The sequence below is a fragment of the Collimonas antrihumi genome, assembly GCF_018304965.1.
In the GTDB taxonomy this organism is placed as follows: domain Bacteria; phylum Pseudomonadota; class Gammaproteobacteria; order Burkholderiales; family Burkholderiaceae_D; genus Collimonas; species Collimonas antrihumi.
Genome location: NZ_JAGQED010000022.1, coordinates 38,347 through 60,796, shown reverse-complemented (window position 1 = coordinate 60,796; position 22,450 = coordinate 38,347). Strand labels below are relative to the sequence as shown.

Here is a 22,450-nt window from a genome sequence, read left to right as displayed (position 1 = left end):
GTAAGCAAGATGGATGACACACGGCCGATACAGGACTAAGCGACGTCGGCATGCTAGGCAACGGCGCCCCCGCCAGCCAGGTGCTGGAGACGGTAGCGATGCGCAAGCACGGCGATCCGGCTTGGGAGCCTTTTCATTACGAGAAGATTTCCGAAAGCGAATATGAAGTCAGCGGCGGTACGCCCGCCGTGATCGGCGGCGTCAAGAAGTGGCCCGGTCCCCATAGCACTGTGCTGGTGTCGGTGGATGACATTGCAGAGGAACAGCATGCAAGCATTCCTGTGGAAATTGCGCCTGCGCCGCCTCAGACGGTGCAGGCGACGATCGCTAGACAGAACACAGTCGAAGGCCTCGCAACAAATTATTTGACGGTGGTGCTGCAGTTACCAGCCGATGGGCAAGGGCGCAAGCGCATCTGCAATGCACTCAGCCTGGATGAGGATTTTTTCGGCGCCAAGGTGACGGCAACGTCGCTGGCCGATGAGATTGCCGTCAATCAGTTGCTGGAACTGCGTTGCGATCCGGCCGACGTGCAGGATGTGCGAACACGGGTCGCAAAGCGTAATCAGGCTGCTTGAAAAACTGTTTGAATGCGGCTTGCCTCAGAGGGATGTCCGCAATGAAAACAGCTCCGGGAACAATACCACGTCCAGCATCGTCTTCAGATAGCTGGCGCCTTCGGTGCCGCCGGTGCCTTTCTTGAAACCGATGATGCGCTCCACCGTGGTCAGGTGGCGGAAGCGCCAGTAGCGGAACGCCGTTTCCAGGTCGACCAGTTTTTCGGCCAGCTCGTATAGCTCCCAATGGGTGTCCGGCACTTTATAAACCTCTAGCCAGGCCGTTTCTACCGAACGGTCGGCGACGGTGGGTTGTTGCCAGTCCAGGTGCAGGCGGGCCTGGTCGACCGGCAAGCCGGCGCGCGCCATCAGCATCACCGCTTCATCGTAAATCGATGGTTGTTGCAGCGCATCCTGCAATCGCGCATACGACTCCGGCGAGTGCTGGTGCACCTGCAGCAATGCCGCATTCTTGTTCCCCAACAGGAATTCGATCTCCCGGTACTGAAACGACTGGAAGCCGGATGACTGGCCGAGATAAGGGCGGATTGCGGTGTACTCCGGCGGCGTCATGGTCGCCAGTACATCCCAGGCGTGCACCAGCTGGTCCATGATGCGTGCCACGCGGGCCATCATCTTGAACGCCGGCGACAAATCGTTGCTGCGCAGTTGCGCACGCACCGCATGCAACTCATGCAGCATCAATTTCATCCACAGCTCGCTGGTCTGGTGCTGGATGATGAACAGCATTTCATTATGGTTCGGCGAGCGCGGCCGCTGCGCCGTCAAGACCTGGTCCAGCGCCAGGTAATCGCCATAGCTCATGGTCTTGCCACCGGCCTCGCCGAATTCCATCTGCGCGCCATGCCATGACTCTTTGGGATTGAAAGGGCATTCCATCTCGTGACTCCTGAGTAATTAGGTAACTGCTTCTTGCTGCGCATTGATTTCGTAATCTTTGTCGGCCAGGATCTGGTGCAAAGTATCGACCGCATCCCAGACATCGGTGAACCGGGTATACAGCGGAGTGAAGCCGAAGCGCATCACTTGCGGCTCGCGGTAATCGCCGATGACGCCGCGTGCGATCAGTTCGCGCATGATGGCGTAGCCGTGTTGATGGGCGAAGCTGACGTGGCTGCCGCGTTCTGCATGCGGACGTGGTGTCACCAGTGTCAGGTCGAGGCCGGCGCAGCGGCTTTCGACCAGCGCGATGAACAGATCGGTCAGCGCCAGCGATTTGCGGCGCAGAGCTTGCATGTCGGTTTGCGCGAAGATGTCCAGGCCGCATTCCACCATCGCCAGCGATACGATCGGCTGGGTGCCGCACAATGCGCGGCGTATACCTTCACCGGGTGCGAATGCGGGTTGCATGGTGAATGGCGCGCGATGACCCCACCAGCCGCTTAGCGGCTGTCGGAACTGCGCATGGTGGTGTGGTGCGATCCAGGCAAAGGCTGGCGCGCCGGGACCGCCGTTCATATACTTGTACGTGCAGCCGACTGCGAAGTCGGCATTGGCTGCGTGCAAATCTATCGGCACCGCGCCGGCGGAATGCGCCAGGTCCCAGACCACCAGCGCGCCCTGTGCCTGCGCAGCTTTGGTGACTGCCTGCATGTCATGCAGATGGCCGCTGCGGTAGTTCACGTGGGTCAGCATCAGGATTGCGGTTTCTGCATTGACGGCGGTGACGAGTTCTTGCGGCGAGTCGATCAGGTGGATGCGGTAGCCGCGATCCAGCCATTCGGTCAGGCCTTGCGCCATGTAGATGTCGGTCGGGAAGTTGTCGCGTTCGGTGACGATTACTTTGCGGATTGCCGCATCTGGCTTGTCGGCCTGCATTTGCAATGCGCCGGCAAGTACCTTGAACAGGTTGATGGAAGTGGAGTCGGTCACCACTACCTCGTTTTCGCCGGCGCCGATCAGGCCTGCCAGCTTATTGCCCAGGCGGCCGGGCAGATCGAACCAGCCGGCCTTGTTCCAGCTGCGGATGAGACCGTTGCCCCATTCTTGCTGGATTACCTGCTGCGCGCGTTGTAGCGCCGCATGCGGGCGTGCACCCAGCGAGTTGCCATCCAGGTAAATCACGCCTGGCGGCAAGTCGAATAAGGTTCGCAACGGCGCCAGCGGGTCGTTGGCATCCAGGGTTTGGCATTCTGCCCGGGTCTTGAGGTTGGTTGTCATGGTTGTTGTCGTAGTTGCTGTAGTTGTTGTAGTTGTTGCAGTTGTTGTTTGTGGCTGATTGCGTGAATATCAGAGAGGGCGCAGGACGGCGCGCACCGGACTGGCGTCCATGCCGGCCAGGCGCAAGGGTAGTGCGATCAATTCATAGTCGCCGGCGCTGATTGCATCGAGCACGATGCCTTCCAGTATGGCCATGCCGTGCTGCCTTACCGCATGGTGCGCCTGCATGGTTTTGGATTCTTGCGGATCGAGCGAAGGTGTATCGATGCCTATCAGGCGCACGCCATGTTGCGCCAGCAGCGCGATGGTTTCGGGCGCTACTGCGGCGAAGGCCGGATCCCATTGTTGTTGCGGGGCGTTGGCATAGGTGCGTAACAGTACGCGTGGCGGAACGTTTGCCAATGCATGTTCGATATCTTGCGGCGTGACCAGCGCGGCGCCAATGCAATGGATCACGCGGCAGGGGCCGATATAGGCGTCCAGGGCTACCTGGTCGATAGGTCGGCCTTGCGGATCGTAGTGACTGGGCGCGTCGCAGTGCGCTCCGGTATGGGTAGAGAGCGTGATGCTGCTGACGTGCACGGGGCAGCCGTTGCCGATTTCCCAGGTGGTTTTGGCGCTATAGGTGGTGTCGCCTGGCCATACCGGAGTCAGGGCGGAAAGGGCGGGGCTGATGTCCCAGATGGGCTTCGAGGTGGTGATGGCGTTCTCCCGTGCGGATTTGATGAATTATTTTAGGCGGACTTGCTGGAATTTTTATACGAAATTAATAGGTGATTTTTAGTTTATTTAGAATAATATGGAGAATATATACTTAATATTGAAAGATAATTTCAATGCAACTCGATACCATCGATTTAAACATTTTGACGCTGTTGCAGCAGAATGGCCGGATCAGTAATCAGGATCTGGCGGAGCAGGTGTTTTTGTCGCCTTCGTCCTGCCTGCGCCGCGTGCGTATCTTGGAGGAAGAGGGCATTATCAGCCGCTATAGCGCTTTGCTGAATCCGGAAAAGCTGGGGCTGGAGCTGGATGTGTTCGTGCAGGTGACGATGCGGCGCGATGTTGAGAGCTGGCATGAGAATTTCATGCAGGCGTTGCAGAATTATCCGGAGGTGGTTGGTTCTTACATCATCACGGGCGATGCCAACTACCTGTTGCGGGTTAAGGCGCGCAACCTGAAGCACTATTCTGCTTTTGTGTTGGAAAAGTTATATAAAATACCGGGCGTGCAGGATATCCGCTCCAATATTGTGCTGCAGGCGATCAAGGAAACTTACGAGTTGCCGCGCGAATTGCTGCGGGATGCCTGATCGCGTCGCTGCGGATAGCGCACAATTTCCCTATATCAGATTGAAACCATGGCAAAAACGATTGAAGAAGTTCTGGCAAGACAAAAAGAAGGCGCGCAATTTGTGTTGTCGGCGCCGTTGCTTGGGCTGGAGCTGGAAGATTTCGACACAGTTGCCAAAATTTGGGTGGCGGAAGGTGGTCCCGGATTCAAGGTTGCCGGCGTGCCTCACAGGAAGTGTGTCGACGGTGATTTCTTCATCGACCGCGTGACAGCCGTCAAATTACCGGTACTCTAGTTAAATGGGGTCAGATTCTGACCCCATTTAACGAACCACGGAGTACATGCATTAGCATTCAAACGCTAAAAAATAACCCTCACGATTTTCATTCCCCCGAACGCTCAAGGAACTGCACCGGTTGCTCAGCAGCGGCAGACTCCGAACCACATCGAGTAGAACACGATCCGCACCCACTGCCACATCCTCCCGCCGCAGCCACCGGCTGCAACCGCTTCCCGATCGCCCGTACCACTGTCGGCCGAGAGTCCATACTCAACGAGTCTGCCAACGTCGCCTGCCAGCGTTGACTGGTAGCCGGCATCAATCGACGGCAGGCATAAATCAAACTGGCAATCACTGCCAAGCCAATCACAATGGCCTGGATTACGAGAAATGGCGTCATGTCAGGAGCTTCGTAATTTGATAAGTAAGAAACGCGGCAAGGTAAGCCAGGCCGAACAGGTAGGTGGCGGCAAAGGCGACGATTTTCCAGGAGTTGGTTTCGCGGCGCATTACCGCCAGCGTCGACATGCATTGCGGTGCAAACACATACCAGGCCAGCAGCGCCAGCGCGGTTGCCAGCGACCATTGATGGGCAATCACCGGGCCCAGTTGCGATGCAATCATGTCTTTGTTGCCGGACATGGCGTACACGGTTCCCAGCGCCGATACGGCGACTTCGCGTGCGGCCATGCCGGGCACCAGTGCAATGCAGATCTGCCAGTTAAAACCGACAGGGGCAAAGATGTATTCCAGCAGATGGCCGATCCTGCCGGCCAGGCTGTAATTGATGGCTGGCATGGTCGCGCCTGCCGGCGGGCCGGGGAAGGTCGACAGAAACCACAGCAGCACGGTGAGCGCCAGGATGATAGTGGTTACCCGGCGTAAAAAAATCATTGCCCGTTCCCACAGGCCGATGGCGATGTTGCGCGCGCCGGGCAAGCGGTAGGAGGGTAGTTCCATCAGCAATGCATGCTCGCTCTTGTCCTTGCGCACACGCTTGATGACCCAGGATACCGCCAGCGCGCTGACGATGCCCGCCACATACAACACAAACAAGACAATGCCTTGCATATTGAACAGGCCCCAGACGCTCGTGTTCGGAATGAAGGCGGCGATCAGCAAGGTATATACCGGCAGCCGCGCCGAGCAAGTCATCAGCGGCGCTACCAGGATGGTGGTCAGGCGGTCGCGCGGATCCTGGATACTGCGGGTGGCCATGATACCGGGAATCGCGCAGGCGAAACTCGACAACAGCGGAATGAATGAGCGGCCGGTGAGGCCGGCTTTGAACATCATCCGGTCAAGCAGGAATGCGGCGCGCGGCAGGTAGCCGGATTCTTCCAGCACCAGGATAAAGAAAAATAAAATAAGGATTTGCGGCAGGAATACCAGCACGGTGCCCAAGCCGCCGAAGATGCCGTCGCTGATCAGGCTGCGCAACAGGCTTTCCGGCATCGCGCCGGCGACCCAGCCGCCGACCGCGCCGACACCGGCCTGGATACCCGCCATCAGCGGTTGTGCCCAGGAAAAAACTGCCTGGAAAATAAAGAACATGACGGCGGCCAGCAGCGCCAGTCCGAATACCGGATGCAATACCCAGCGATCGATCATATCGTCGATCATCGACGTGTTGCGCGGCATGGTGACTGCTGCCGTCAGCATGCTGCGCACCTGTGCGTGCAAGTCGTCGTCGACGCTGTCGACCGTTGGCGCTGGCGCCAGCGCGGTTGCAGCGGCCTGGTCCAGATGCCGGATCAATTCGCCTGCGCCGCCACTGCGTACCGCCACGGTTTCGATCACCGGGATGCCGAGGCGGCGTTCGAGTTCTTCGCGGTCGATCGCGATGCCGCGTTTGCGGGCGGCATCCATCATGTTCAATGCCAGCACCATGGGTCGGCCCAGCCGTTTGACTTCCAATACAAAACGCAAGTGCAAACGCAGATTGGTCGCATCGGCAACGCAGACCACCAGATCCGGCAACGCTTCGCCGGGCATTTGGCCCAGGCAAACCTTGCGTGTAATCATCTCGTCCGGACTGGTCGCTTCCAGGCTATACGCGCCGGGCAAATCGAGTAATTGGAACAGTCGTCCGGAAGGTGCTGTGAAGCGGCCTTCCTTGCGTTCTACCGTGACGCCGGCGTAGTTAGCCACTTTCTGGCGGCTTCCGGTCAATTGGTTGAACAGGGCGGTCTTGCCGCAGTTTGGATTGCCGACCAGGGCGATGCGGAGGGAGGATGCGCTAGACATGAGGCTGTGGCTAAGAAATTCAGGATGCTGGATTGACGTGGACCCGGTGCGCTTCGGCGCGACGCAGGGCGAAACGAGTGAAGCCGATTTGTATCATCAGCGGATCGGCGCCAACCGGGCCGCGCGCCACCAGGCTTACTGCCTCTCCTTGAACAAAACCCAATTCGCGCAAGCGGTTGGCAATCGGATCCAGCTCCAACACGTCTTCCACGTATTCGATCACTGCAGGGGTGAACGGGGTCAAGTCACAAAGTCTCATAAACAAACCATAAAACATGCCATGATCAATAATGATTCTCATTATATCGGGATAGCGTCTTATTGTTTACCCGGATGTTGAAATTGCGTGGCTTGCTTGACAGTACTACCCCCTTTGCGTTTTACTTGCCACAGTTTTCCGCACTGCAACAAATTTCATCGTCTATCTTCGGTAGCGCTACCATCTGCCGAGCCGAATTTGCAATGGATTTGCAATATTGATCAACTTTATCTAAATGAATAATCGGACTTCGCATGCGCCTTCATAAAATATTTGTCCTGCCAGCGCTGTTGGTGTTGCTGACTACCACTTTTTGCCACGCCGAAACTGGCGTTACCGCCACCACCATCACCCTCGGCCAGTCGGCAGCGTTTACCGGTCCCGCCAAGGAGCTGGGCAAGGGAATGAATGAAGGCGCGCAGGCGTATTTCGATCAGGTCAACGCCAGCGGCGGTGTGTTCGGCAGAAAAATCATCCTCAAGACACTGGACGACGGCTATGAACCGGAGCGGGCGGCGGCGAATACCCGCCAGTTCATCGACCAGGACGACATACTGGCTCTGTTCGGCTATGTCGGCACGCCGACCTCGAATGCATCGATTCCGGCCTTGACCAAGGCCAGGCTGCCTTTTTTCGCGCCCTTTACCGGCGCCCAGTCGCTGCGTGAACCGTTTAACCGGAACATCTTCAACGTCCGCGCCAGCTACTTTGCCGAGACTGAAAAAATCGTGCAGCAAATTACCACATTGTCGTTGAAGCGGATTGCTGTCTTTTATCAGAACGATGCCTACGGCAAGGCTGGCCTGGAAGGGGTGACCCGGGCGCTGAAGAAACGTGGCATCGAAGTGGTCGGGCTAGGCACGGTGGAACGCAATAGCGTGGACGTCGGCGATGCCGTTGCCAATATCCGGCAGAGCAACCCGCAGACGGTCATCATGGTGTCTGCCTACAATTCCAGCGCTGCCTTCATCAAAGCGATGACAGCGGCCGGCAGTCCGCCACCATTCTGGAACATCTCGTTCGTTGGCAGCCAGCAGCTGGTGAATGCACTGGGCAAGGACGCCAGTGGCGTGCAGATTGCCCAAGTGATGCCCGCACCGTGGGATGAAGTCAATGCGATCGTCAAGGAATACCGCAAGTACTACCTGCAAAACGGCAAGAGAGAATGGGACTACGTCAGCATGGAAGGCTTTATTGCCGCCAAGATCCTGGTGGAGGGTCTCAAACGCGCAGGCAGTAATTTGTCGCGCGATAGTTTGATCAAGGCATTGGAAACCCTGAACCATTATGACGCCGGCGGTTATTTTGTGACCTTCAGCCCGAGCAATCACAATGGTTCAGAGTTCGTCGACTTGACGATGGTAGCCAAGAGCGGCAGATTCTTGCATTGATCTATCCGAATTTTCCGGATTTTCCGGATTATTCAAATGCCGCCATCACCACGTGTTTGATTTCCTGAAACGCGTGTAAGCCCCAAGGTCCCAGCTCGCGGCCTATGCTGCTTTTCTTCATGCCGCCCCACGAAGTTTGCGGGAAAATCACCTGCGGGCTGTTGACCCAGACCAGGCCTACATCCAACGCCGCCGACACGCGGCAGGCGCGTTCGTGGTCCGAGGTTAGTACGGTCGCCACCAGGCCGTACTCGCTTTGATTGGCGATCTCAATTGCTCCCTGTTCGCTGTCGAACGTATTTATACACAAGACAGGGCCGAAGATTTCTTCGCGCCACAATGGACTGTCGAAGGGTACGTCTGTGAAGATCGTCGGTGCTAAAAAATATCCCTTGGACATAGTTGGCAGACGACCACCGCCAGTGATCAGCTTAAGTCCTGCGTCCAGTCCTTGCTGAATATATTGCTGCACTTTCTGATATTGCTGGCGGCTGCTCAAGGGGCCCATTTGGGTTGCAGGATCCATCGGATCGCCGACCTTGATGGATTCGACACGCTGCTTGAGACGTGCAGTGAAATCCTCTGCAATGCTGCGTTCAATCAGCAGGCGCGAGGTGGCCGAGCACATTTGTCCGGCGTTGAAAAATATTCCGCCACAGACGATGTCGAGTGCCTGTTCGATATCTGCATCGGCAAACATCAGCGCCGCCGATTTTCCTCCCAGCTCCAGGCTGACGCGTTTGAGATCGTCGGCGGCGGCTTTCATCACAGTCTGGCCGACGGCGGTGCTGCCGGTGAACGAGACTTTACGTACTGCAGGATGAGAAACCAGCGCGGCCCCGACTTCAGCGCCGCTACCGGTAACCAGGTTGAAGACGCCGGCCGGTAATCCGGCTCGATCGATAATCGCCGCCAACGCAAGCTCCGGCAATGGCGTGATTTCAGATGGCTTGAGTACCACCGTACAACCCGCCGCCAGTGCTGGCGCGACTTTCCATGCAGTGGTCACCATAGGGAAATTCCAAGGTACGATCAAGGCTGCGACGCCGCACGGTTCACGCCGCAGCGTCGCCGTAAAGTCAACGCTGGGCAGGGTGACTGGTTGATCTTGATGCGTATCGAGTTGTTCGGCCAGTTCGGCGTAATAGTCGAACGTGGCGACGACATCGCCGATGTCGATCAGCGATTCACTCAAGGGTTTGCCGTTGTTGGCAGTTTGCAGGCGAGCCAACTGCTCCTGCTGTTCTTGCACCCCGCGTGCAATTGCACGCAAACAGGCGGCGCGTTCAAGCCCGGAACTTTTACCCCATGCCGCTTGCGCTGTTGCGGCTGCCGCGACAGCATCGTCGACATCCTGCGCAGCGCCGACGGCGATCTCCGCCAGTGCTGCTTCGGTGGCCGGATTGAATACCGTTTCCATCCGGCCGGAATGCGCATCGCGCCAACGGCCCGCTATATAGAGTTGATGCGGCTGATGCAGTTGATTGTGCGTCATCATTGATCCTGTCCGGTCCACTCGATTTCTGAAATTTCAATCACGGTTGGCGTGTTGCCTGACAACGCCAACTGCAAGGCGCGGGTCAGTTCCGTTGCTGTTGCCACGTGCCTGGCCTCGCACCCGAAGCCGCGCGCAATCGCCAGGAAATCCGGCGTGTAGATATCGACGCCAACCGGTTCGATAGCGCGGTTCTGCATGTACTTCTTGATTTCGCCATAGCCGCTGTTATTCCACAGCAGGATGATCACCGGCACACCGGCTTCCACCGCGCTGGCCAGTTCCGGCAAGGTAAATTGCAAACCGCCGTCGCCGATCAGGCATATCACTGGTGTGCCGGTAGTGGCGAGTTTGGCGCCGATTGCGGCTGGCAACGCGTAGCCGAGCGTGCCGTATCCGGTAGACGAGTTGAACCAGCTGCGCGGGGTGCGTGCGTCGAAGGTGATATTGCCGGTATATACCGGCTGGGTAGAATCGCCGACATAGATCGCATCCGGCAGTATGCTTGCCACCACCTCCAGCATGCGATGCTGCATGCGTGCGGCATGATCGAGACTGGAGTCGATTTCGCGTCGCAAAGCGGCGACCCGGTTGCTGCCCCACGAGACATCGGGAAGGACTGCATGCAACAGTGGCTCGGGATGCAGTGACAACTGGTGCAGCAGGCCTTGCAGCGCGCTGCCGGCATCGGACAGCAAGGCCAGCGTTGCGGGATAGTTACGCGCCAGTTGCTGTGCATCGATGTCGATGCGGATCAGTTTGCCGGGGATGCGGAAGCCGCCGTCGAACACGGTGTCATAGTCGGTTTCACCGAGCTCGGTGCCGATTGCCAGCACCACATCGGCTTCACACACCAGGTCGCGCGTTGCGGCGGTGGATTGAGTCGAACCGAGCAATAGCGGATGTTGCGGCGGCAGCAGGCCTTTGGCGTTGATGGTGAGTGCCGTCGGCGCCTGCAAACGTTCTGCCAGCTGCTGCAATTCGATACCTGCATTGACGGCGCCGCCGCCCGCCAGGATCAAGGGCCGCCTGGCTTGGCGCAGCATGGCTGCAGCTTCGGCAATACTGCGCGGATTGGCACAGGGTTTGGAGGTGCGGGCCGGCATGGCGGTAGACAGATGCGCGGCAGGGGCGACGATCACATCCAGCGGAATTTCAATATGCACCGGACGCGGGCGGGCGCTGTCGAACACAGCGAAAGCGCGCGCCAATACAGCCGGAAGTTCGTCGGCGCTCATCAGCGTATGCGAGAACGCGGTCATGCCGGAAAACACGCCACGTTGCGACGGCAACTCATGCAGCATGCCATTGCCATTGCCCAGATGCTGACGTGCGTTGACGCTGGAAATCACCAGCATCGGGATTGAATCGGCATAGGCTTGCGCCATGGCGGTAGCGATATTGGTCATGCCGGGGCCGGTGATGATGAAGCAGACACCTGGTTTGCCGCTGACCCGCGCATAGCCGTCGGCCATGAAGCCGGCGCCCTGTTCGTGGCGCGGCGTGATGTGGCGCATGCTCGAGCGCGCCAGCCCGCGATACAGCTCGACGGTATGGACGCCGGGAATGCCGAACACCAGTTCTGCGCCATAATTCTCAAGCAGCTTGATTAGCACCTCGCCACAACTAGTCGCTGCGGGTGCAATCGTCAGTGACGCAGATGCAGACGCAGACGCGGATGCAGACGTGGATGCAGACGTGGATGCGGATGCGGATGCGCTGGCGTCAGCGGTGACGGTCTTGTCAATCTCAGTACTTTCGAGTCGTTTCATATTCTTTTTCAGCGATTGGTGTTGCGTTGATGTTGGCGTTCCAGCTTGCGTGCATACCAGGTCAGTGGAAAGCACATGGCGAAATACAACAGGGCCACCATCCCGTATATCGGGAAAGGGCGGAAAGTCGAATTGGTAAGCATGTTGCCGACCTTGGTCAGTTCGATCAGGCCGATGATGGAAGTCAGCGCGGTGCTCTTGACCACTTGCACTAAAAATCCTACGGTCGGTGCGACGGCAATGCGCAATGCTTGCGGCAGCACGATCTCGCGCAACTGTTGTGTGTAAGTCATGCCGAGGCTGGCGCCGGCATGCCATTGGCCGCGCGGAATTGCTGCGACGCAGCCGCCCCAGATCTCCACCAGGTAGGCGCTGGTATACAGCGTCAGCGTGACACTGGCCGCCAGCCACGGTGAGACATCGATGCCAAACAGCGGCAGACCGAAGAACACCATGAACAATTGCATCAGCAGCGGCGTGCCTTGGATTATTTCTATGTACAGGTCGATCACGGCAGTGAGCTGGCGCTGGCCTGCCAGCCGGAATCCAAGTAACAGCAAGCCGCATGCACCGCCGCCGGCAAATGCAATCAGTGATAGCAATACCGTCCAGCGCGCGGCCAGCATCAGATTGCCGGCCATGCCCCATAAAGTGAACTCGATCATCGCTGCCGTCCTGCAAAAAGTCCGCGCGCCATGCGGGTCATCAGGCGTCGCAATACAATCGCCAGCACCAGATAGATGACGGTGATCACCAGGTAGATTTCAAAGGAGCGGAAATTGCGCGACTGGATATAGTTGGCGGCGTAGGTCAGGTCGGTGACCGAAATTTGCGACACCACCGCCGAGCCCAGCATCACGATCAACACCTGGCAGGCCAGCGCCGGGAATACGGTAGCCAACGCTTGCGGCAATATGACGGAGCGGAATGCTTGCCGCTGGGTCAGTCCGATCGCCAGCGCGGCCTGATATTGTCCGCGCGACACGGCCTCAATCCCGGCACGTACGATTTCGATAGCGTAGGCGCCAAGATTGATTGTCATCGCCAGCAATGCGGCCTCCATTTCGTTGATCTGCACGCCGAGACCGGGCAAGCCGAAGAAGATGAAGAACAGCTGCACGATAAACGGTGTGTTGCGGATCAGTTCGACATATGCGGCAATCACCGTGCGGACAGGTTTTCCACCTTTCCATTGCAAGGCCGCACCGCCGATGCCGATCACGGCGCCGAGAAAGGTGGCGACCGCGGTCAGGCCGAGCGTGATCGCAATACCATGCGCGATCATGCCAATGTATTGCTGCAGATCGCTGAAGTCGAACGCATAAGTCATGCTAATTGCCTTCCTGTATTCGACGGCTTACAAATCCGCCGGCAACGGCACTCGCAGCCATTTTTGCGAAATCTTGTTCAGGCTGCCATCCTTCTTGGCTTGCACGATGGCCTGGTTGATCTGTTGCGCCAAGCGTGGTTCGTTCTTGTTCAGGCCGACGTGATCGGGCGAGCTGAACAACTGGAATTTTTGCTGTATGCCGGCCGCCGGGTTCTTGGCCATGATGGTGGCGCCGACGTCATTGCCGACTACCATCAATTGCGTCTGCCCTGACAGGAAAGCCGAGATGGCGCCGTTGGGATCGTCGAAGCGCTTGACCGTGGCATCAGGTGGCGCCACCTTGGAGATGCTCAAATCCTCAAGTGTGCCGCGGGCTACGGAGATGGTCTTGCCGGCCAGGTCGGCATTGGTCTTGACCGCCATTTTCGGGCCGCCGAATACCGCCAGATAGTAGGGGGCGTAAGCATCGGTAAAATCGATGACCTTAGCGCGCTCCGGCGTTTGCCCGACCGATAGCAGCAAATCGACTTTGCCGCCGGCCAGGTACGCCATGCGGTTGTCGCCAGTAACTTGTACCAGTTCCACCTTGGTCTTCAATGCCTTGCCGATCAATTCGGCCATGTCGATGTCGTAGCCGAGCGGCTTCATATCCGGCCCGATCGAACCGAACGGCGGGTAATCCATGAAGACGCCGATCCTGACCTTGCCGTTCTTGCTGATGTTATCGATAGCGTCGGCCTGGCTTGGCGCGGCATGCAACATGCCCGCCGTGAGCAGGATGGCGGCGCTGATCTTGCATAGGCGGCGATTCAGGACGGCGCTGCAGAGAGACAATACGTTCATGGTGTTTCCTCTATGACTAAGTTATAAGTAAGTCGATAAGTAAGTCGATGACTCGGTAGATGAAATGTTTTATCAGGCAGCGAGCCGGCCCGGGCTGGCGTCGATCAGCTTGCAGGCGTGCGGCGGCAGGGTTGCCAGTACCGGCGTCCCGATCGCCAATCCCGGAACTTCGCGCGGGCTGGTCGCTACTGTCAGGGAAAAGCCGGAACAATCTATGGTGGCTTCCAGCGACGAACCGACATCGCGGATGAAGCTGACCTGGCCTGGCACACAATTATTGCGGATGCTGGATTGTAGATCCTTGTGCCCGACAGCTTCGCTGATTTTCAGGCAAACATCTTCAGGACGGATCAACAAACGGATTTCCTGGCCGTCGCTGATCTTGCGGGAGCCGCTGACGTCTATCTGTTGACCGCCGGCCAGCCGTACCCGCTGATCGCCGTTCGATACAGCTGGCAGGATGTTGCCGAGGCCGATGAAGTCAGCGACGAATTCATTGACCGGATCCCGATACACTTCCAGCGGCGAACCGATTTGCGCGATCCGGCCTTGCTCCATCACCACAATCACATCGGCCATGGTCATGGCTTCACGCTGGTCATGCGTCACCATGATGGTGGTGATGCCGAGGCGTTGCTGCAGCAGGCGGATTTCAACTTGCATCGCTTCGCGCAGCTTGGCGTCCAGCGCTGACAGCGGTTCGTCCAGCAACAACAGTTTAGGCGCGGATGCCAGCGCGCGTGCAATCGCCACCCGTTGCCGCTGGCCGCCTGACAATTGCGCCACCGGACGATTGGCCATGTGCGGCAATTGGATCAGTTGCAATAATTCGTCGACCCGTTTGGTTTGGCTTTGCTTGTCGGCTTTGCGCAAGCGCAGCGGGTAGGCAATGTTGCCAGCCACGCTCATGTGCGGGAACAACGCCAGCGACTGGAATACCATGCCGAAATCTCGTTCGCAGGCCGGTACATTGGTGAGGTCTTTACCGGCCATGGTGAGGCGGCCGCTGGTTGGTGTTTCGAGGCCAGCGATCATGCGCAGCAGTGTCGTCTTGCCGCAGCCGGACGGACCCAGGAAACACACCAGCTTGCCTTCCGGGACGCTCAGGTTGACATGCTTGACGACTTGCACCGCGCCGAATTGCTTGTTGATGTTTTCAAGGACTAGTTGATTGCTCATGTTGTGCTCGCTAAGTTGGAACGCATTTATTCAATATTTGATTAGAGCGCCACACCATCGTCGCCCACCAGCTTTTCCAGCAACCAGATCAAGCCGAAGTCGATCAATACGATAAACACGGCGAACGAGAATACGGTAGGGTCGAGTGACGAAACAGTGCGGCTGTAGAGCCATACCGGCAAGGTCATGGTATCGACGTCATACAGGAAGAAGGTCACCGTGAATTCGTTGAAGGAGACGATGAAGGCGAACAGCATCCCGGCCATGATGCCGGGCCGCATCAGCGGCAGCACGACGTCGAACATGGCGCGCATCGGCCGTGCTCCCATCAGGTAGGCCGCCTCTTCGAATTCCGGACCGATACCGGCAATCGATGCCGAACAATTCTTGACTGCGAACGGCAATGCCAGGATCACATGGGCGATGACCAGCCGGAAAATGCCCAGCTCAACAGGAATATAGTTGAACACCAGCAGCAACGAAATGCCCAGCATCACCAGCGGATACACCATGGGCAAGGCGATGAATTGCTCGATGATGCCTTTACCCGGGAAGTTGAAGCGGTTGAGCGCATAGGCTGCAGGAATTGCCACCGCTGCGGCGATCAGCATGGTTGCCACGGCCACCTTAAGGCTGGTGCCAAGCGCCTGTCCCATCGACAGGACGTCGCTGGCGTCAGGCGACATGAATGTGTGCCAGGCGGCCCGATACCATTGCAAGCCATAACCGGGTGGCGGAAAAGCCAAGGTGTCGGAGGCGCCGAACGACATGATGATCATGGTGATGATCGGCATCGCTGCCAATATCAGCACCACCGCCGCCAGCACACCGGTCAGGCGGGTGAGCTGGCCGGGCAGGGCGCGCCGCAAGAAGGGTAGAGCGAATGAAGTCATTGTGTGTTCCCCAGCATTTTCTGTGACCGGTGCACCAGTTTCTGCGACAGCGCCATCACCGCCAAAGTCGCCAGCATCAATACGACGCTGGTGGCTGATGCTGCGGGCCAGTTGAGTAAAGGCGTGATCTGGTCACGCACCAGCACTGCCAGCATGGAAACCCGGCGTCCACCAAGCAGCAGCGGCACTGCAAAGGCGCTGGCGTTGTAGGCGAACACCAGCAGCGCGCCTGACAGAATCCCTGGCATTGCCAGCGGTAGCAGTACATGGCGCAAGATTTGCCAGCGGCTGGCGCCCATGGTTGCTGCGGCCTCTTCGTAGCTACCTGAAATCGCTTTGAGTGTACTGGCCATTGGCAATGCCGCCAGCGGAAATGCGGTTTGTATCAGGCCTAGCAATACACCGTTTTCACGATACAGCCATTGCACCGGACGCTGTACGATGCCCAGCGCCAGCAGCGAATTGTTGAGTACGCCGCCAGGGCCGAGGATGATCAGCCAGCCATAGCTTTGCAGCAGCAGATTCACCAGCAACGGCAGCAGCACGCCAGTCAGCAGCAGGCGTCGCGCCAGCTTGGATTTGGCGCGCGCCATGGCAATCGCTACCGGGATCGCCAGCAACACCGCCAGCACCGTGCTTTGAAACGCCAGGCGCAAGGTGAGCCAGAGCGATTTCATGTAGTAAGGAGTCGCCAGGTCGGCATAACTGGTCAGTGAAACGCTGTGCCATTCGTCGCCGTTACTGCCTACGCTCATGCGGATTACCGCCAGCGCCGCCGCCGCCAGCACTGCCAGAAACAGCAGTACCGGCAGTAGCAGCAGCCACGGTCGGGCATTGGAATTTTGATCGAGCATTGCTTTTGCCTTTGCGTGTCGCCGGGTTTATTCGGGTTTATTCGGGCTTATTCGGGCTTATTTATTACGCCGAGAAAATCTCGGTATACCGGCGGACCCATTCGCTTTGCACCGCGGCCAGCGCCTTGTCGTCGTGAATCTGCGCTTTCTCGGCGATCTGTCTTGTGCTGGGAACGTAGCGGCTGCTTTCCGCCGGTATTGCGGCCTTGGTATTCACCGGTCCGTTGAGCACATCGGCAGCCATTTTTCCTTGTACAACAGGATCGAGCGTGTGGTTGATGAAAGCGTGGATCAGGTCGAGGTCGCCCGGATGCGATTTCGGAATCACGGTATACATCAACTGGGCGGCAAAACCTTCTTTCATGTCATAGGTGACGCCCATCTTGTATTCCGGCTTTTTAATCGCCACCGGGAAGAACGCCGGCGAGTAGATGCCGCCCAGATCAAGCGCGTTGGTGCGGAACAGCTCGGCCACCTGGTTCGGATTTTCGCCGAGCATCAGGATGCGGTCCTTGAGCTGCGCCAGCTTCTTGAAGCCGGGATCGATATTCTTTTGTGAACCGCCGGACAGTTTCGCTGCAATGATGGCAAGGTCGACCGCCTCGACCCAGCTTGGCGGCGGCAGGAAGATGCGACCGCTATATTTTTGATCCCACAAGGCTTCGTAACTGGATGGCGGCGCCTTGAAGGTTGATGTGTTGTAGATAAGGCCGTTGGTCCACAGCAGGTAGCCGACACCGAAACCGTTGGCGCCGCTGCGATGCTCCGGCGCGACATCTTTCAGGTTCGGCAGGCGGGCCAGGTCCGGTTGCATCAGCAAACCGGCATCTGCCAGGCCCGAAGCGCCGACACCCGCCAGTGTAATCACATCATATTGCGGCTTGCTGCCGGCAGCTTTCAGTTTGGCGACCATGCCCGAAGTGCCATCGGCACGGTCGGCAATCACTTTGGCGCCGGTCTTTTCAGAGAAACTGGCGGCAATATTGCGCAGCGCTGCCAGGCCGGTGTCGTCCGACCAGGTCAGGAAGCGTAGCGTCTTGCCTTTGAAGTTCTGTTCCTGTGCAAAGACGTTCACAAATGGTGCGGATAGCGTGGATGCTGCAATCGATGCACCAATTGCTTTGATGACATTACGACGTTTGGTATCTGTATTTTGCATGGCTTGCTCCTGGTGTGGAAGGGTGGAAACAACTGCTGAATGCCTATGGTTTGCTGTGTTGGCGCTACTTGCTGATGCAAGAGGTATGCCAGATATTGCCTCAAGGCATTAGTTTTAATGATTGCCTGGATGCATAAAACTGATGCCTGAAAAGACTTCGGGCAGCAGGCATAGATGCCGCTTGGTAACTAAGGCAGGGTCGTTTCCACTGAAGGTGGCGCGCTGGGGGATAGGGTCCATTTTGTCTCGCTCCGGTATTAGAAAATGTATTTTCTTTGTGAAATGTCCCTATGGGACTGTTCACTTTTTTATGCTTGCTATTCTTGTGCATTGCCCGGGCGTTCACAAACGAAATATAATCATAGGAGCCATGCGTTTTCCTGGTGGCTGGAATCTCCGGAGACGCTCATGCGCAAATTGCCACCTTTGAATGCCCTGCAAGTCTTCGAGACTGTCGCGCGCCATCAAAACATTACGCATGCCGCCAATTACCTATGCCTGACCCAAGGCGCGGTCAGCCGGCAGATACTGATCCTGGAGGAGTATTACGGCTTCCCGTTGTTTCAGCGCCATGCACGCGGTTTGACGCTGACCGAAGAGGGCGAACTGCTGCTGCCTGCAGTGCGCGAAAGCTTCGCGCGGATTGAAGAGATTTCTACCCGGTTGACGCGGCAGCGCACCGACCTGGCATTGAAAGTGCCGACCTGCATCATGCGTTGGATTTATCCCAAGATCATGCTGTTTCAGGCTGAGCATCCGGAGATCCAGCTGCAGGTCACAACAGCTTTGCAGCACAATGTCGACTTCCAGCGCGAGTCGTTTGACGCTGCCATCGTGTATGGCGCGCCGACCGGCAAAGATACCCATTCCCTCTTGCTGTTTACCGAGCAATTGACGCCGGTATGTTCGCCGGCGATGCTCAAGGAACAACCGCAACTGGCGCCGGAACAACTGGCGCAGCAGACTTTGCTGCATCCCACCAGGGACCATCGGGATTGGGAAATGTGGTTGCGCTTTGCCGGCGTCAAAGGCGTGGACGCCAGCAGCGGACAGAGTTTCGAAACCCTGGACTCGGCCGTGAACGCCGCGGCGCAAGGATTCGGCGTGGCGATAGGTGATTGCATTTTGGCCGGCGATGATCTCGAGATGCGGCGCCTGGTCAAGCCGTTCGACTGTGTGATGCCAGGGCAAAGCTATTATTTCGTTTATCCGGAAAGCGTCGCTAACCAGCAAAAAGTCGGCATCTTCCGCGAGTGGATCAGCCAGTACTGTATGGAGCATGCGCTGCCGCCTGCCTGAGCGATTGGTTGATTGGCAAATTACATCCAATCTTATTCGAGGTTGATGTTTTTATAATTATTGTCAATTCTGTATTACCCCTTCCCAAGCGCTTTTTGTCAGATCGGCTGACTGGTATTCTCAAAGTAACCCTGCGTTACATTTCGACACAATAGGGTTCCCGCTCTAAAGCTGGGGCGTATCGTACTACCGCCGACTGGTATCAGGTATTATCGACAGCAACAGGGAGTGTGTTTGCAAGGAAACTTTCTTGGTGATGCGCCGCACGGCTGCCCCCGCACCCCTGAATACATAATAAAGAATTGCCTCGTTTACGGGGTTGAGACTAGTCTGAAGTTGCAATAAGCAATGGTTGGACGATTAACATTCGACTAAAAGTACGATTTTGATGAATTTCATTCTGTATTCGGATATTGGCGAAAGTACGATCGATAAAAGCCTTGGTTTACCAGAGTACAGCTACTATTTCGTCTTGAAAGCCTTTCGTGCCGTGTTGGCGGAACTCGGAACGGTCACGCTGGTACGGTCCCCGGAAACTGAAGTTGATCCGTTGTTTGAAGAGTGCCGGCAGCGCGGCGAGGACTGCGTGTTCCTGTCCTTTTCCCCGCCGAACAAGACGCTGATCGATCTCAAGTGCCCGACGATTTCAGTTTTCGCCTGGGAGTACAGCAATATCCCCGATGAAATATGGGATGACGATGCGCGCAACGACTGGCGTGTAGTGTTTGCCCGTCATGGCAGAGCGATAACGCTGTCAACCTATACAGCCCGTATTGTCAGGGAGGCGATGGGAGCGGCATTTCCGGTGTTGGCGGTGCCGGCGCCTTTGTGGGAGCAGTTTGCCGGCGCTCGTGCGCGATTCGGCGCTAGGTTGCCGCCAAGTGAAAGTGTGCTGCACCTGCGCGGCACTGTGATCGATAGTCATTTGTTGGGTTTGTCCGCGGACGGTTTGATCGCGCACATCACCTTTCCCGAAGCGTCGGATGAAGTGGAGTTGCAATCGTTGCCGCCGTCTGAGCCGCTGCCACTGGCGCCTGAACCGCCACAATTGGCGCCGGAGCCGCCAGCCCGGCCTGAACCCGTAGCGCCCGCCAAAAACTTGCGTTATCGACTGGCCGTGACCAAACGCCATTTGCTGACCTGGTATCGTGAAGCGTTGCGCGATCTGCTGCCTTTATGGCTAGCCAGAGCAGTGGCGATCAGCGGACGTAGCGGGGATGCCCTCGTACGCGCCGCGATGCGTTATGAAAGCAGGGCAATTCCGCCGCAGCAGTTGCCGATAGCAGCGCCACAGCAGCCTGAACTACCGGAGCCGCCACCGCTACTGCCAGTTGCGCCTGCCGAGGTGCTGGAGCCGGAAGCAGTGGTTAATCTGGAGGGGGTGGTTTATACCTCTATCCTCAGTCCCAAGGACGGACGCAAGAACTGGTTCGACATGGTGACCGCATTTTGCTGGACTTTCCGTGACGTCGAAGACGCGACGCTGGTGCTGAAGATGAATGAGCGTGATCTATCGCGGTATCACAACACTTTGCTGACTTTGCTGTCGCAGCTGGCGCCGTTCAAATGCCGGGTTTTGACCCTGCATGCCTACCTGGATGATGCAACTTATGAGGAACTGATCGGCGCCACCAGCTATTACGTCAACACCTCGCTGTGCGAAGGTTTGTGTTTGCCGCTGATGGAGTTCATGTGCTGCGGTAAGCCAGTCATTGCGCCGCGGCACACGGCGATGGAAGACTATATTGACGACGGCGCAGCCTTTATCGTCAAGTCCGGCCTCGAGCACAATGTCTGGCCGCACGATCCGCGCGACCTGTTCCGCACCTTGCGTTACCGCCTCGACTGGGAGTCGATCTGCACAGCGTACGAAGACAGCTATCGGGTAGCGAAACAGCAGCCTGAAAAATATCTCGACATGAGCAAGCACGCCATGGCGCGCCTGGAGTCTTATAGTTCAGGAGCGGTCGTGAAGGAACAGCTGCGCAGTTTCTTTCAGCAAGCAGGGGCCGCCGCCAGATGATTATCATTATTTATTCAGAAACCAACTCCGGCTCGATCGCGTCCAATCTGGGCTTGCCAGAATACAGTTATTACTTCGTCTTGAAAGAATTCCGCCCGGTGCTGGAACAGATTGGCATCGTGGTTACCGTCAGCGATCCTGCGCGTGAGGTGGATGACATCTACAGGAGTGCCAAAGCACATGGCGAATCCTGCGTTTTCCTGTCATTTTCGCCACCGCATAAAACGGTGGTTGATCTGATTTGTCCGACCATCCCGGTGTTCGCCTGGGAGTTCAGTACGCTGCCCAATGAAGTCTGGTTTGGCGAGCCACGTCACGACTGGCGCTATGTGTTCGATAAAGCCGGCAGCGCGATCACGCATTCGGTATTCACCGCGGACTCGGTGCGGCGGGCGATGACGCCGGCGTTTCCGGTAGCATCCATCCCGGCGCCGGTCTGGGATCGTTTTGCCGCGTTACGCGAGAAATTATCGATTGCCAATCATCCTGGCGGCGTTGACCTGCATGTGGCCGGCACCGTCATCGATAGCCGTACGGTCGACCTTTCTCCCTATAGCGTGCCGCGCCGGCGCTTTCCCAAGCCGGATCTGGTACGACCACCGGCGCTTGCCAGGCGTGAGCCGGTCAAGGTCCATATCGATGGCGTGGTGTATACCTCGGTTTTCAATCCGTATGACGGACGCAAGAACTGGTACGACATGATCAGCGCCTTTTGCTGGGCTTTCCGCGATGTTGAAGACGCCACGCTGGTGTTGAAGCTGACGCACCACGATGTGCGCATCGGCATCGATAATTTGCTCGAGAATGTCTATAAGCTGACGCCGTTCAAGTGCCGGATTCTGCTGATCCACGGTTACCTGAGCGACGCCGATTACGAACGCCTGGTATCGGCAACGACGTATGTCCTGAACACGTCGCACGGCGAAGGCCAATGCCTGCCTTTGATGGAATTCATGTCCTGCGGCAAACCAGCCATCGCGCCGCGCAACACTGCGATGGCCGACTATATCGATGACGACAATGCGTTTGTGCTGGACTCCACCACGGAGCCCAGCCACTGGCCGCACGACCCGCGCCAGGCATACCGTACCCTGCGTTACCGCATTGACTGGGGCACTTTGCTTGCAGCCTACAAAGACAGTTATCGCGTCGCCAGGCAGGAACCGGACAAATATTGGCAAATGGCCGAACACGCAGTGCGACGGTTGCAACTGCACTGCTCGCGCGCCGTGATCAAAGAACGCTTGCTCGCTTTTTTTGCCGCCCATCCGCGGATGAATGGGGGCGAGGTTGCCAACGTCGCGGAGACGGTCGCGGAAAAGGTCGCGGAAAAGGTCACGGAAAAGGTCAACACATGATGAAACTCCTCGCCGCCCGCAAACCAGACCTTAGCT

Annotated in this window: 22 protein-coding genes; 7 read left to right on the top strand and 15 right to left on the bottom strand. The window is 57.4% G+C overall.

Annotation, left to right across the window (positions count from 1 at the left end):
* Window positions 1-50 precede the first annotated feature (50 nt).
* Window positions 51-578 carry a hypothetical protein gene (locus KHU29_RS16875; RefSeq protein ID WP_211454012.1) on the top strand — a complete coding sequence of 176 codons (528 nt, stop codon included), beginning with the start codon at window positions 51-53 and terminating at the stop codon, window positions 576-578.
* A gap of 24 nt (window positions 579-602) precedes the next feature.
* Here the strand turns inward: KHU29_RS16875 and kynA are convergent, their stop codons facing one another.
* The 3 genes from kynA to kynB all read right to left on the bottom strand — a co-directional run bounded on the left by kynA (window position 603) and on the right by kynB (window position 3,440).
* A complete protein-coding gene (gene kynA / locus KHU29_RS16870) occupies window positions 603-1,457 on the bottom strand; it encodes a tryptophan 2,3-dioxygenase (protein ID WP_211454010.1) in 855 nt (284 codons plus the stop codon).
* Between the two features lie 18 nt (window positions 1,458-1,475).
* Window positions 1,476-2,738 carry a kynureninase gene (gene kynU / locus KHU29_RS16865; protein WP_211454009.1) on the bottom strand — a complete coding sequence of 421 codons (1,263 nt, stop codon included), beginning with the start codon at window positions 2,736-2,738 and terminating at the stop codon, window positions 1,476-1,478.
* 69 nt (window positions 2,739-2,807) lie between these two features.
* On the bottom strand, window positions 2,808-3,440 hold the full coding sequence (gene kynB / locus KHU29_RS16860; RefSeq protein WP_211454047.1) for an arylformamidase: 633 nt from the start codon (window positions 3,438-3,440) through the stop codon (window positions 2,808-2,810).
* Between the two features lie 134 nt (window positions 3,441-3,574).
* Between kynB and KHU29_RS16855 the strand changes: the two genes are divergently transcribed.
* A complete protein-coding gene (locus KHU29_RS16855) occupies window positions 3,575-4,051 on the top strand; it encodes an Lrp/AsnC family transcriptional regulator (RefSeq protein ID WP_092354117.1) in 477 nt (158 codons plus the stop codon).
* Between the two features lie 48 nt (window positions 4,052-4,099).
* The gene (locus KHU29_RS16850; RefSeq protein ID WP_211454007.1) at window positions 4,100-4,327 is read left to right on the top strand and encodes a hypothetical protein; all 228 of its coding nucleotides are present in this window, start codon (window positions 4,100-4,102) and stop codon (window positions 4,325-4,327) included.
* Between the two features lie 88 nt (window positions 4,328-4,415).
* Here the strand turns inward: KHU29_RS16850 and KHU29_RS22555 are convergent, their stop codons facing one another.
* The 3 genes from KHU29_RS22555 to KHU29_RS16840 are packed head-to-tail and all read right to left on the bottom strand — an operon-like array spanning window position 4,416 to window position 6,818.
* Entirely contained in the window at window positions 4,416-4,712 is a 297-nt protein-coding gene (locus KHU29_RS22555; RefSeq protein ID WP_425514482.1) for a DUF6587 family protein, read from the bottom strand.
* Window positions 4,709-6,559 (bottom strand): ferrous iron transporter B, encoded by a 1,851-nt coding sequence (feoB, locus tag KHU29_RS16845; RefSeq protein WP_211454006.1) that lies wholly within the window; start codon window positions 6,557-6,559, stop codon window positions 4,709-4,711. The genes KHU29_RS22555 and feoB overlap by 4 nt, the downstream gene beginning before the upstream one ends.
* 19 nt (window positions 6,560-6,578) lie before the next feature.
* Window positions 6,579-6,818: a FeoA family protein gene (locus KHU29_RS16840; protein ID WP_281416147.1), complete on the bottom strand. Its 240-nt coding sequence runs from the start codon at window positions 6,816-6,818 to the stop codon at window positions 6,579-6,581.
* Window positions 6,819-7,072: 254 nt separating this feature from the next.
* On the opposite strand from KHU29_RS16840, the gene KHU29_RS16835 reads away from it, so the two are divergent.
* A complete protein-coding gene (locus KHU29_RS16835; RefSeq protein ID WP_211454003.1) occupies window positions 7,073-8,209 on the top strand; it encodes an ABC transporter substrate-binding protein in 1,137 nt (378 codons plus the stop codon).
* 28 nt (window positions 8,210-8,237) lie between these two features.
* Here KHU29_RS16835 and KHU29_RS16830 read toward each other — a convergent pair whose 3' ends face one another.
* From KHU29_RS16830 to KHU29_RS16790, 9 genes are all read right to left on the bottom strand, one after another.
* Window positions 8,238-9,707, bottom strand: coding sequence for an aldehyde dehydrogenase family protein (locus tag KHU29_RS16830; protein ID WP_211454001.1), 1,470 nt, complete (start codon window positions 9,705-9,707; stop codon window positions 8,238-8,240).
* Window positions 9,704-11,476: a 5-guanidino-2-oxopentanoate decarboxylase gene (locus tag KHU29_RS16825; RefSeq protein ID WP_211454000.1), complete on the bottom strand. Its 1,773-nt coding sequence runs from the start codon at window positions 11,474-11,476 to the stop codon at window positions 9,704-9,706. The genes KHU29_RS16830 and KHU29_RS16825 overlap by 4 nt, the downstream gene beginning before the upstream one ends.
* Window positions 11,477-11,484: 8 nt before the next feature.
* Entirely contained in the window at window positions 11,485-12,141 is a 657-nt protein-coding gene (locus tag KHU29_RS16820) for an amino acid ABC transporter permease (protein ID WP_211453998.1), read from the bottom strand.
* A complete protein-coding gene (locus KHU29_RS16815; protein WP_211453997.1) occupies window positions 12,138-12,806 on the bottom strand; it encodes an amino acid ABC transporter permease in 669 nt (222 codons plus the stop codon). The genes KHU29_RS16820 and KHU29_RS16815 overlap by 4 nt, the downstream gene beginning before the upstream one ends.
* Before the next feature lie 27 nt (window positions 12,807-12,833).
* A complete protein-coding gene (locus KHU29_RS16810; RefSeq protein WP_211453995.1) occupies window positions 12,834-13,649 on the bottom strand; it encodes a transporter substrate-binding domain-containing protein in 816 nt (271 codons plus the stop codon).
* Between the two features lie 72 nt (window positions 13,650-13,721).
* On the bottom strand, window positions 13,722-14,828 hold the full coding sequence (locus tag KHU29_RS16805) for an ABC transporter ATP-binding protein (protein ID WP_211453993.1): 1,107 nt from the start codon (window positions 14,826-14,828) through the stop codon (window positions 13,722-13,724).
* Between the two features lie 41 nt (window positions 14,829-14,869).
* A complete protein-coding gene (locus KHU29_RS16800) occupies window positions 14,870-15,721 on the bottom strand; it encodes an ABC transporter permease (protein WP_211453991.1) in 852 nt (283 codons plus the stop codon).
* Window positions 15,718-16,575, bottom strand: a complete 858-nt coding sequence (locus tag KHU29_RS16795) for an ABC transporter permease (protein ID WP_211453989.1) — start codon at window positions 16,573-16,575, stop codon at window positions 15,718-15,720. The genes KHU29_RS16800 and KHU29_RS16795 overlap by 4 nt, the downstream gene beginning before the upstream one ends.
* A gap of 64 nt (window positions 16,576-16,639) precedes the next feature.
* Window positions 16,640-17,734: an ABC transporter substrate-binding protein gene (locus tag KHU29_RS16790; protein WP_211453988.1), complete on the bottom strand. Its 1,095-nt coding sequence runs from the start codon at window positions 17,732-17,734 to the stop codon at window positions 16,640-16,642.
* A 408-nt stretch (window positions 17,735-18,142) separates the two neighbouring features.
* Between KHU29_RS16790 and KHU29_RS16785 the strand changes: the two genes are divergently transcribed.
* The 3 genes from KHU29_RS16785 (at window position 18,143) to KHU29_RS16775 (ending at window position 22,414) form a co-directional block, all read left to right on the top strand.
* Entirely contained in the window at window positions 18,143-19,033 is an 891-nt protein-coding gene (locus tag KHU29_RS16785; RefSeq protein WP_211453986.1) for a LysR substrate-binding domain-containing protein, read from the top strand.
* Window positions 19,034-19,421: 388 nt separating this feature from the next.
* Window positions 19,422-21,056 carry a glycosyltransferase gene (locus KHU29_RS16780; RefSeq protein ID WP_211453984.1) on the top strand — a complete coding sequence of 545 codons (1,635 nt, stop codon included), beginning with the start codon at window positions 19,422-19,424 and terminating at the stop codon, window positions 21,054-21,056.
* Complete coding sequence (locus KHU29_RS16775) at window positions 21,053-22,414, top strand: glycosyltransferase (protein ID WP_211453982.1); 1,362 nt, start codon at window positions 21,053-21,055, stop codon at window positions 22,412-22,414. The genes KHU29_RS16780 and KHU29_RS16775 overlap by 4 nt, the downstream gene beginning before the upstream one ends.
* The last annotated feature ends 36 nt before the right edge of the window (window positions 22,415-22,450 follow it).

Bases quoted from the DNA above. Each gene is read 5' to 3' on its own strand.
- KHU29_RS16815 (WP_211453997.1), bottom strand. From the start codon at position 12,806: ATGACTTATGCGTTCGACTTCAGCGATCTGCAGCAATACATTGGCATG.
- KHU29_RS16830 (WP_211454001.1), bottom strand. From the start codon at position 9,707: ATGATGACGCACAATCAACTGCATCAGCCGCATCAACTCTATATAGCG.
- KHU29_RS16785 (WP_211453986.1), top strand. From the start codon at position 18,143: ATGCGCAAATTGCCACCTTTGAATGCCCTGCAAGTCTTCGAGACTGTC.
- KHU29_RS22555 (WP_425514482.1), bottom strand. From the start codon at position 4,712: ATGACGCCATTTCTCGTAATCCAGGCCATTGTGATTGGCTTGGCAGTG.
- kynU (WP_211454009.1), bottom strand. From the start codon at position 2,738: ATGACAACCAACCTCAAGACCCGGGCAGAATGCCAAACCCTGGATGCC.
- KHU29_RS16795 (WP_211453989.1), bottom strand. From the start codon at position 16,575: ATGCTCGATCAAAATTCCAATGCCCGACCGTGGCTGCTGCTACTGCCG.
- KHU29_RS16810 (WP_211453995.1), bottom strand. From the start codon at position 13,649: ATGAACGTATTGTCTCTCTGCAGCGCCGTCCTGAATCGCCGCCTATGC.
- KHU29_RS16805 (WP_211453993.1), bottom strand. From the start codon at position 14,828: ATGAGCAATCAACTAGTCCTTGAAAACATCAACAAGCAATTCGGCGCG.
- KHU29_RS16875 (WP_211454012.1), top strand. From the start codon at position 51: ATGCTAGGCAACGGCGCCCCCGCCAGCCAGGTGCTGGAGACGGTAGCG.
- KHU29_RS16840 (WP_281416147.1), bottom strand. From the start codon at position 6,818: ATGAGACTTTGTGACTTGACCCCGTTCACCCCTGCAGTGATCGAATAC.
- KHU29_RS16775 (WP_211453982.1), top strand. From the start codon at position 21,053: ATGATTATCATTATTTATTCAGAAACCAACTCCGGCTCGATCGCGTCC.
- KHU29_RS16835 (WP_211454003.1), top strand. From the start codon at position 7,073: ATGCGCCTTCATAAAATATTTGTCCTGCCAGCGCTGTTGGTGTTGCTG.
- KHU29_RS16855 (WP_092354117.1), top strand. From the start codon at position 3,575: ATGCAACTCGATACCATCGATTTAAACATTTTGACGCTGTTGCAGCAG.
- KHU29_RS16820 (WP_211453998.1), bottom strand. From the start codon at position 12,141: ATGATCGAGTTCACTTTATGGGGCATGGCCGGCAATCTGATGCTGGCC.
- KHU29_RS16800 (WP_211453991.1), bottom strand. From the start codon at position 15,721: ATGACTTCATTCGCTCTACCCTTCTTGCGGCGCGCCCTGCCCGGCCAG.
- kynA (WP_211454010.1), bottom strand. From the start codon at position 1,457: ATGGAATGCCCTTTCAATCCCAAAGAGTCATGGCATGGCGCGCAGATG.
- KHU29_RS16780 (WP_211453984.1), top strand. From the start codon at position 19,422: ATGAATTTCATTCTGTATTCGGATATTGGCGAAAGTACGATCGATAAA.
- KHU29_RS16850 (WP_211454007.1), top strand. From the start codon at position 4,100: ATGGCAAAAACGATTGAAGAAGTTCTGGCAAGACAAAAAGAAGGCGCG.
- KHU29_RS16825 (WP_211454000.1), bottom strand. From the start codon at position 11,476: ATGAAACGACTCGAAAGTACTGAGATTGACAAGACCGTCACCGCTGAC.
- KHU29_RS16790 (WP_211453988.1), bottom strand. From the start codon at position 17,734: ATGCAAAATACAGATACCAAACGTCGTAATGTCATCAAAGCAATTGGT.
- feoB (WP_211454006.1), bottom strand. From the start codon at position 6,559: ATGTCTAGCGCATCCTCCCTCCGCATCGCCCTGGTCGGCAATCCAAAC.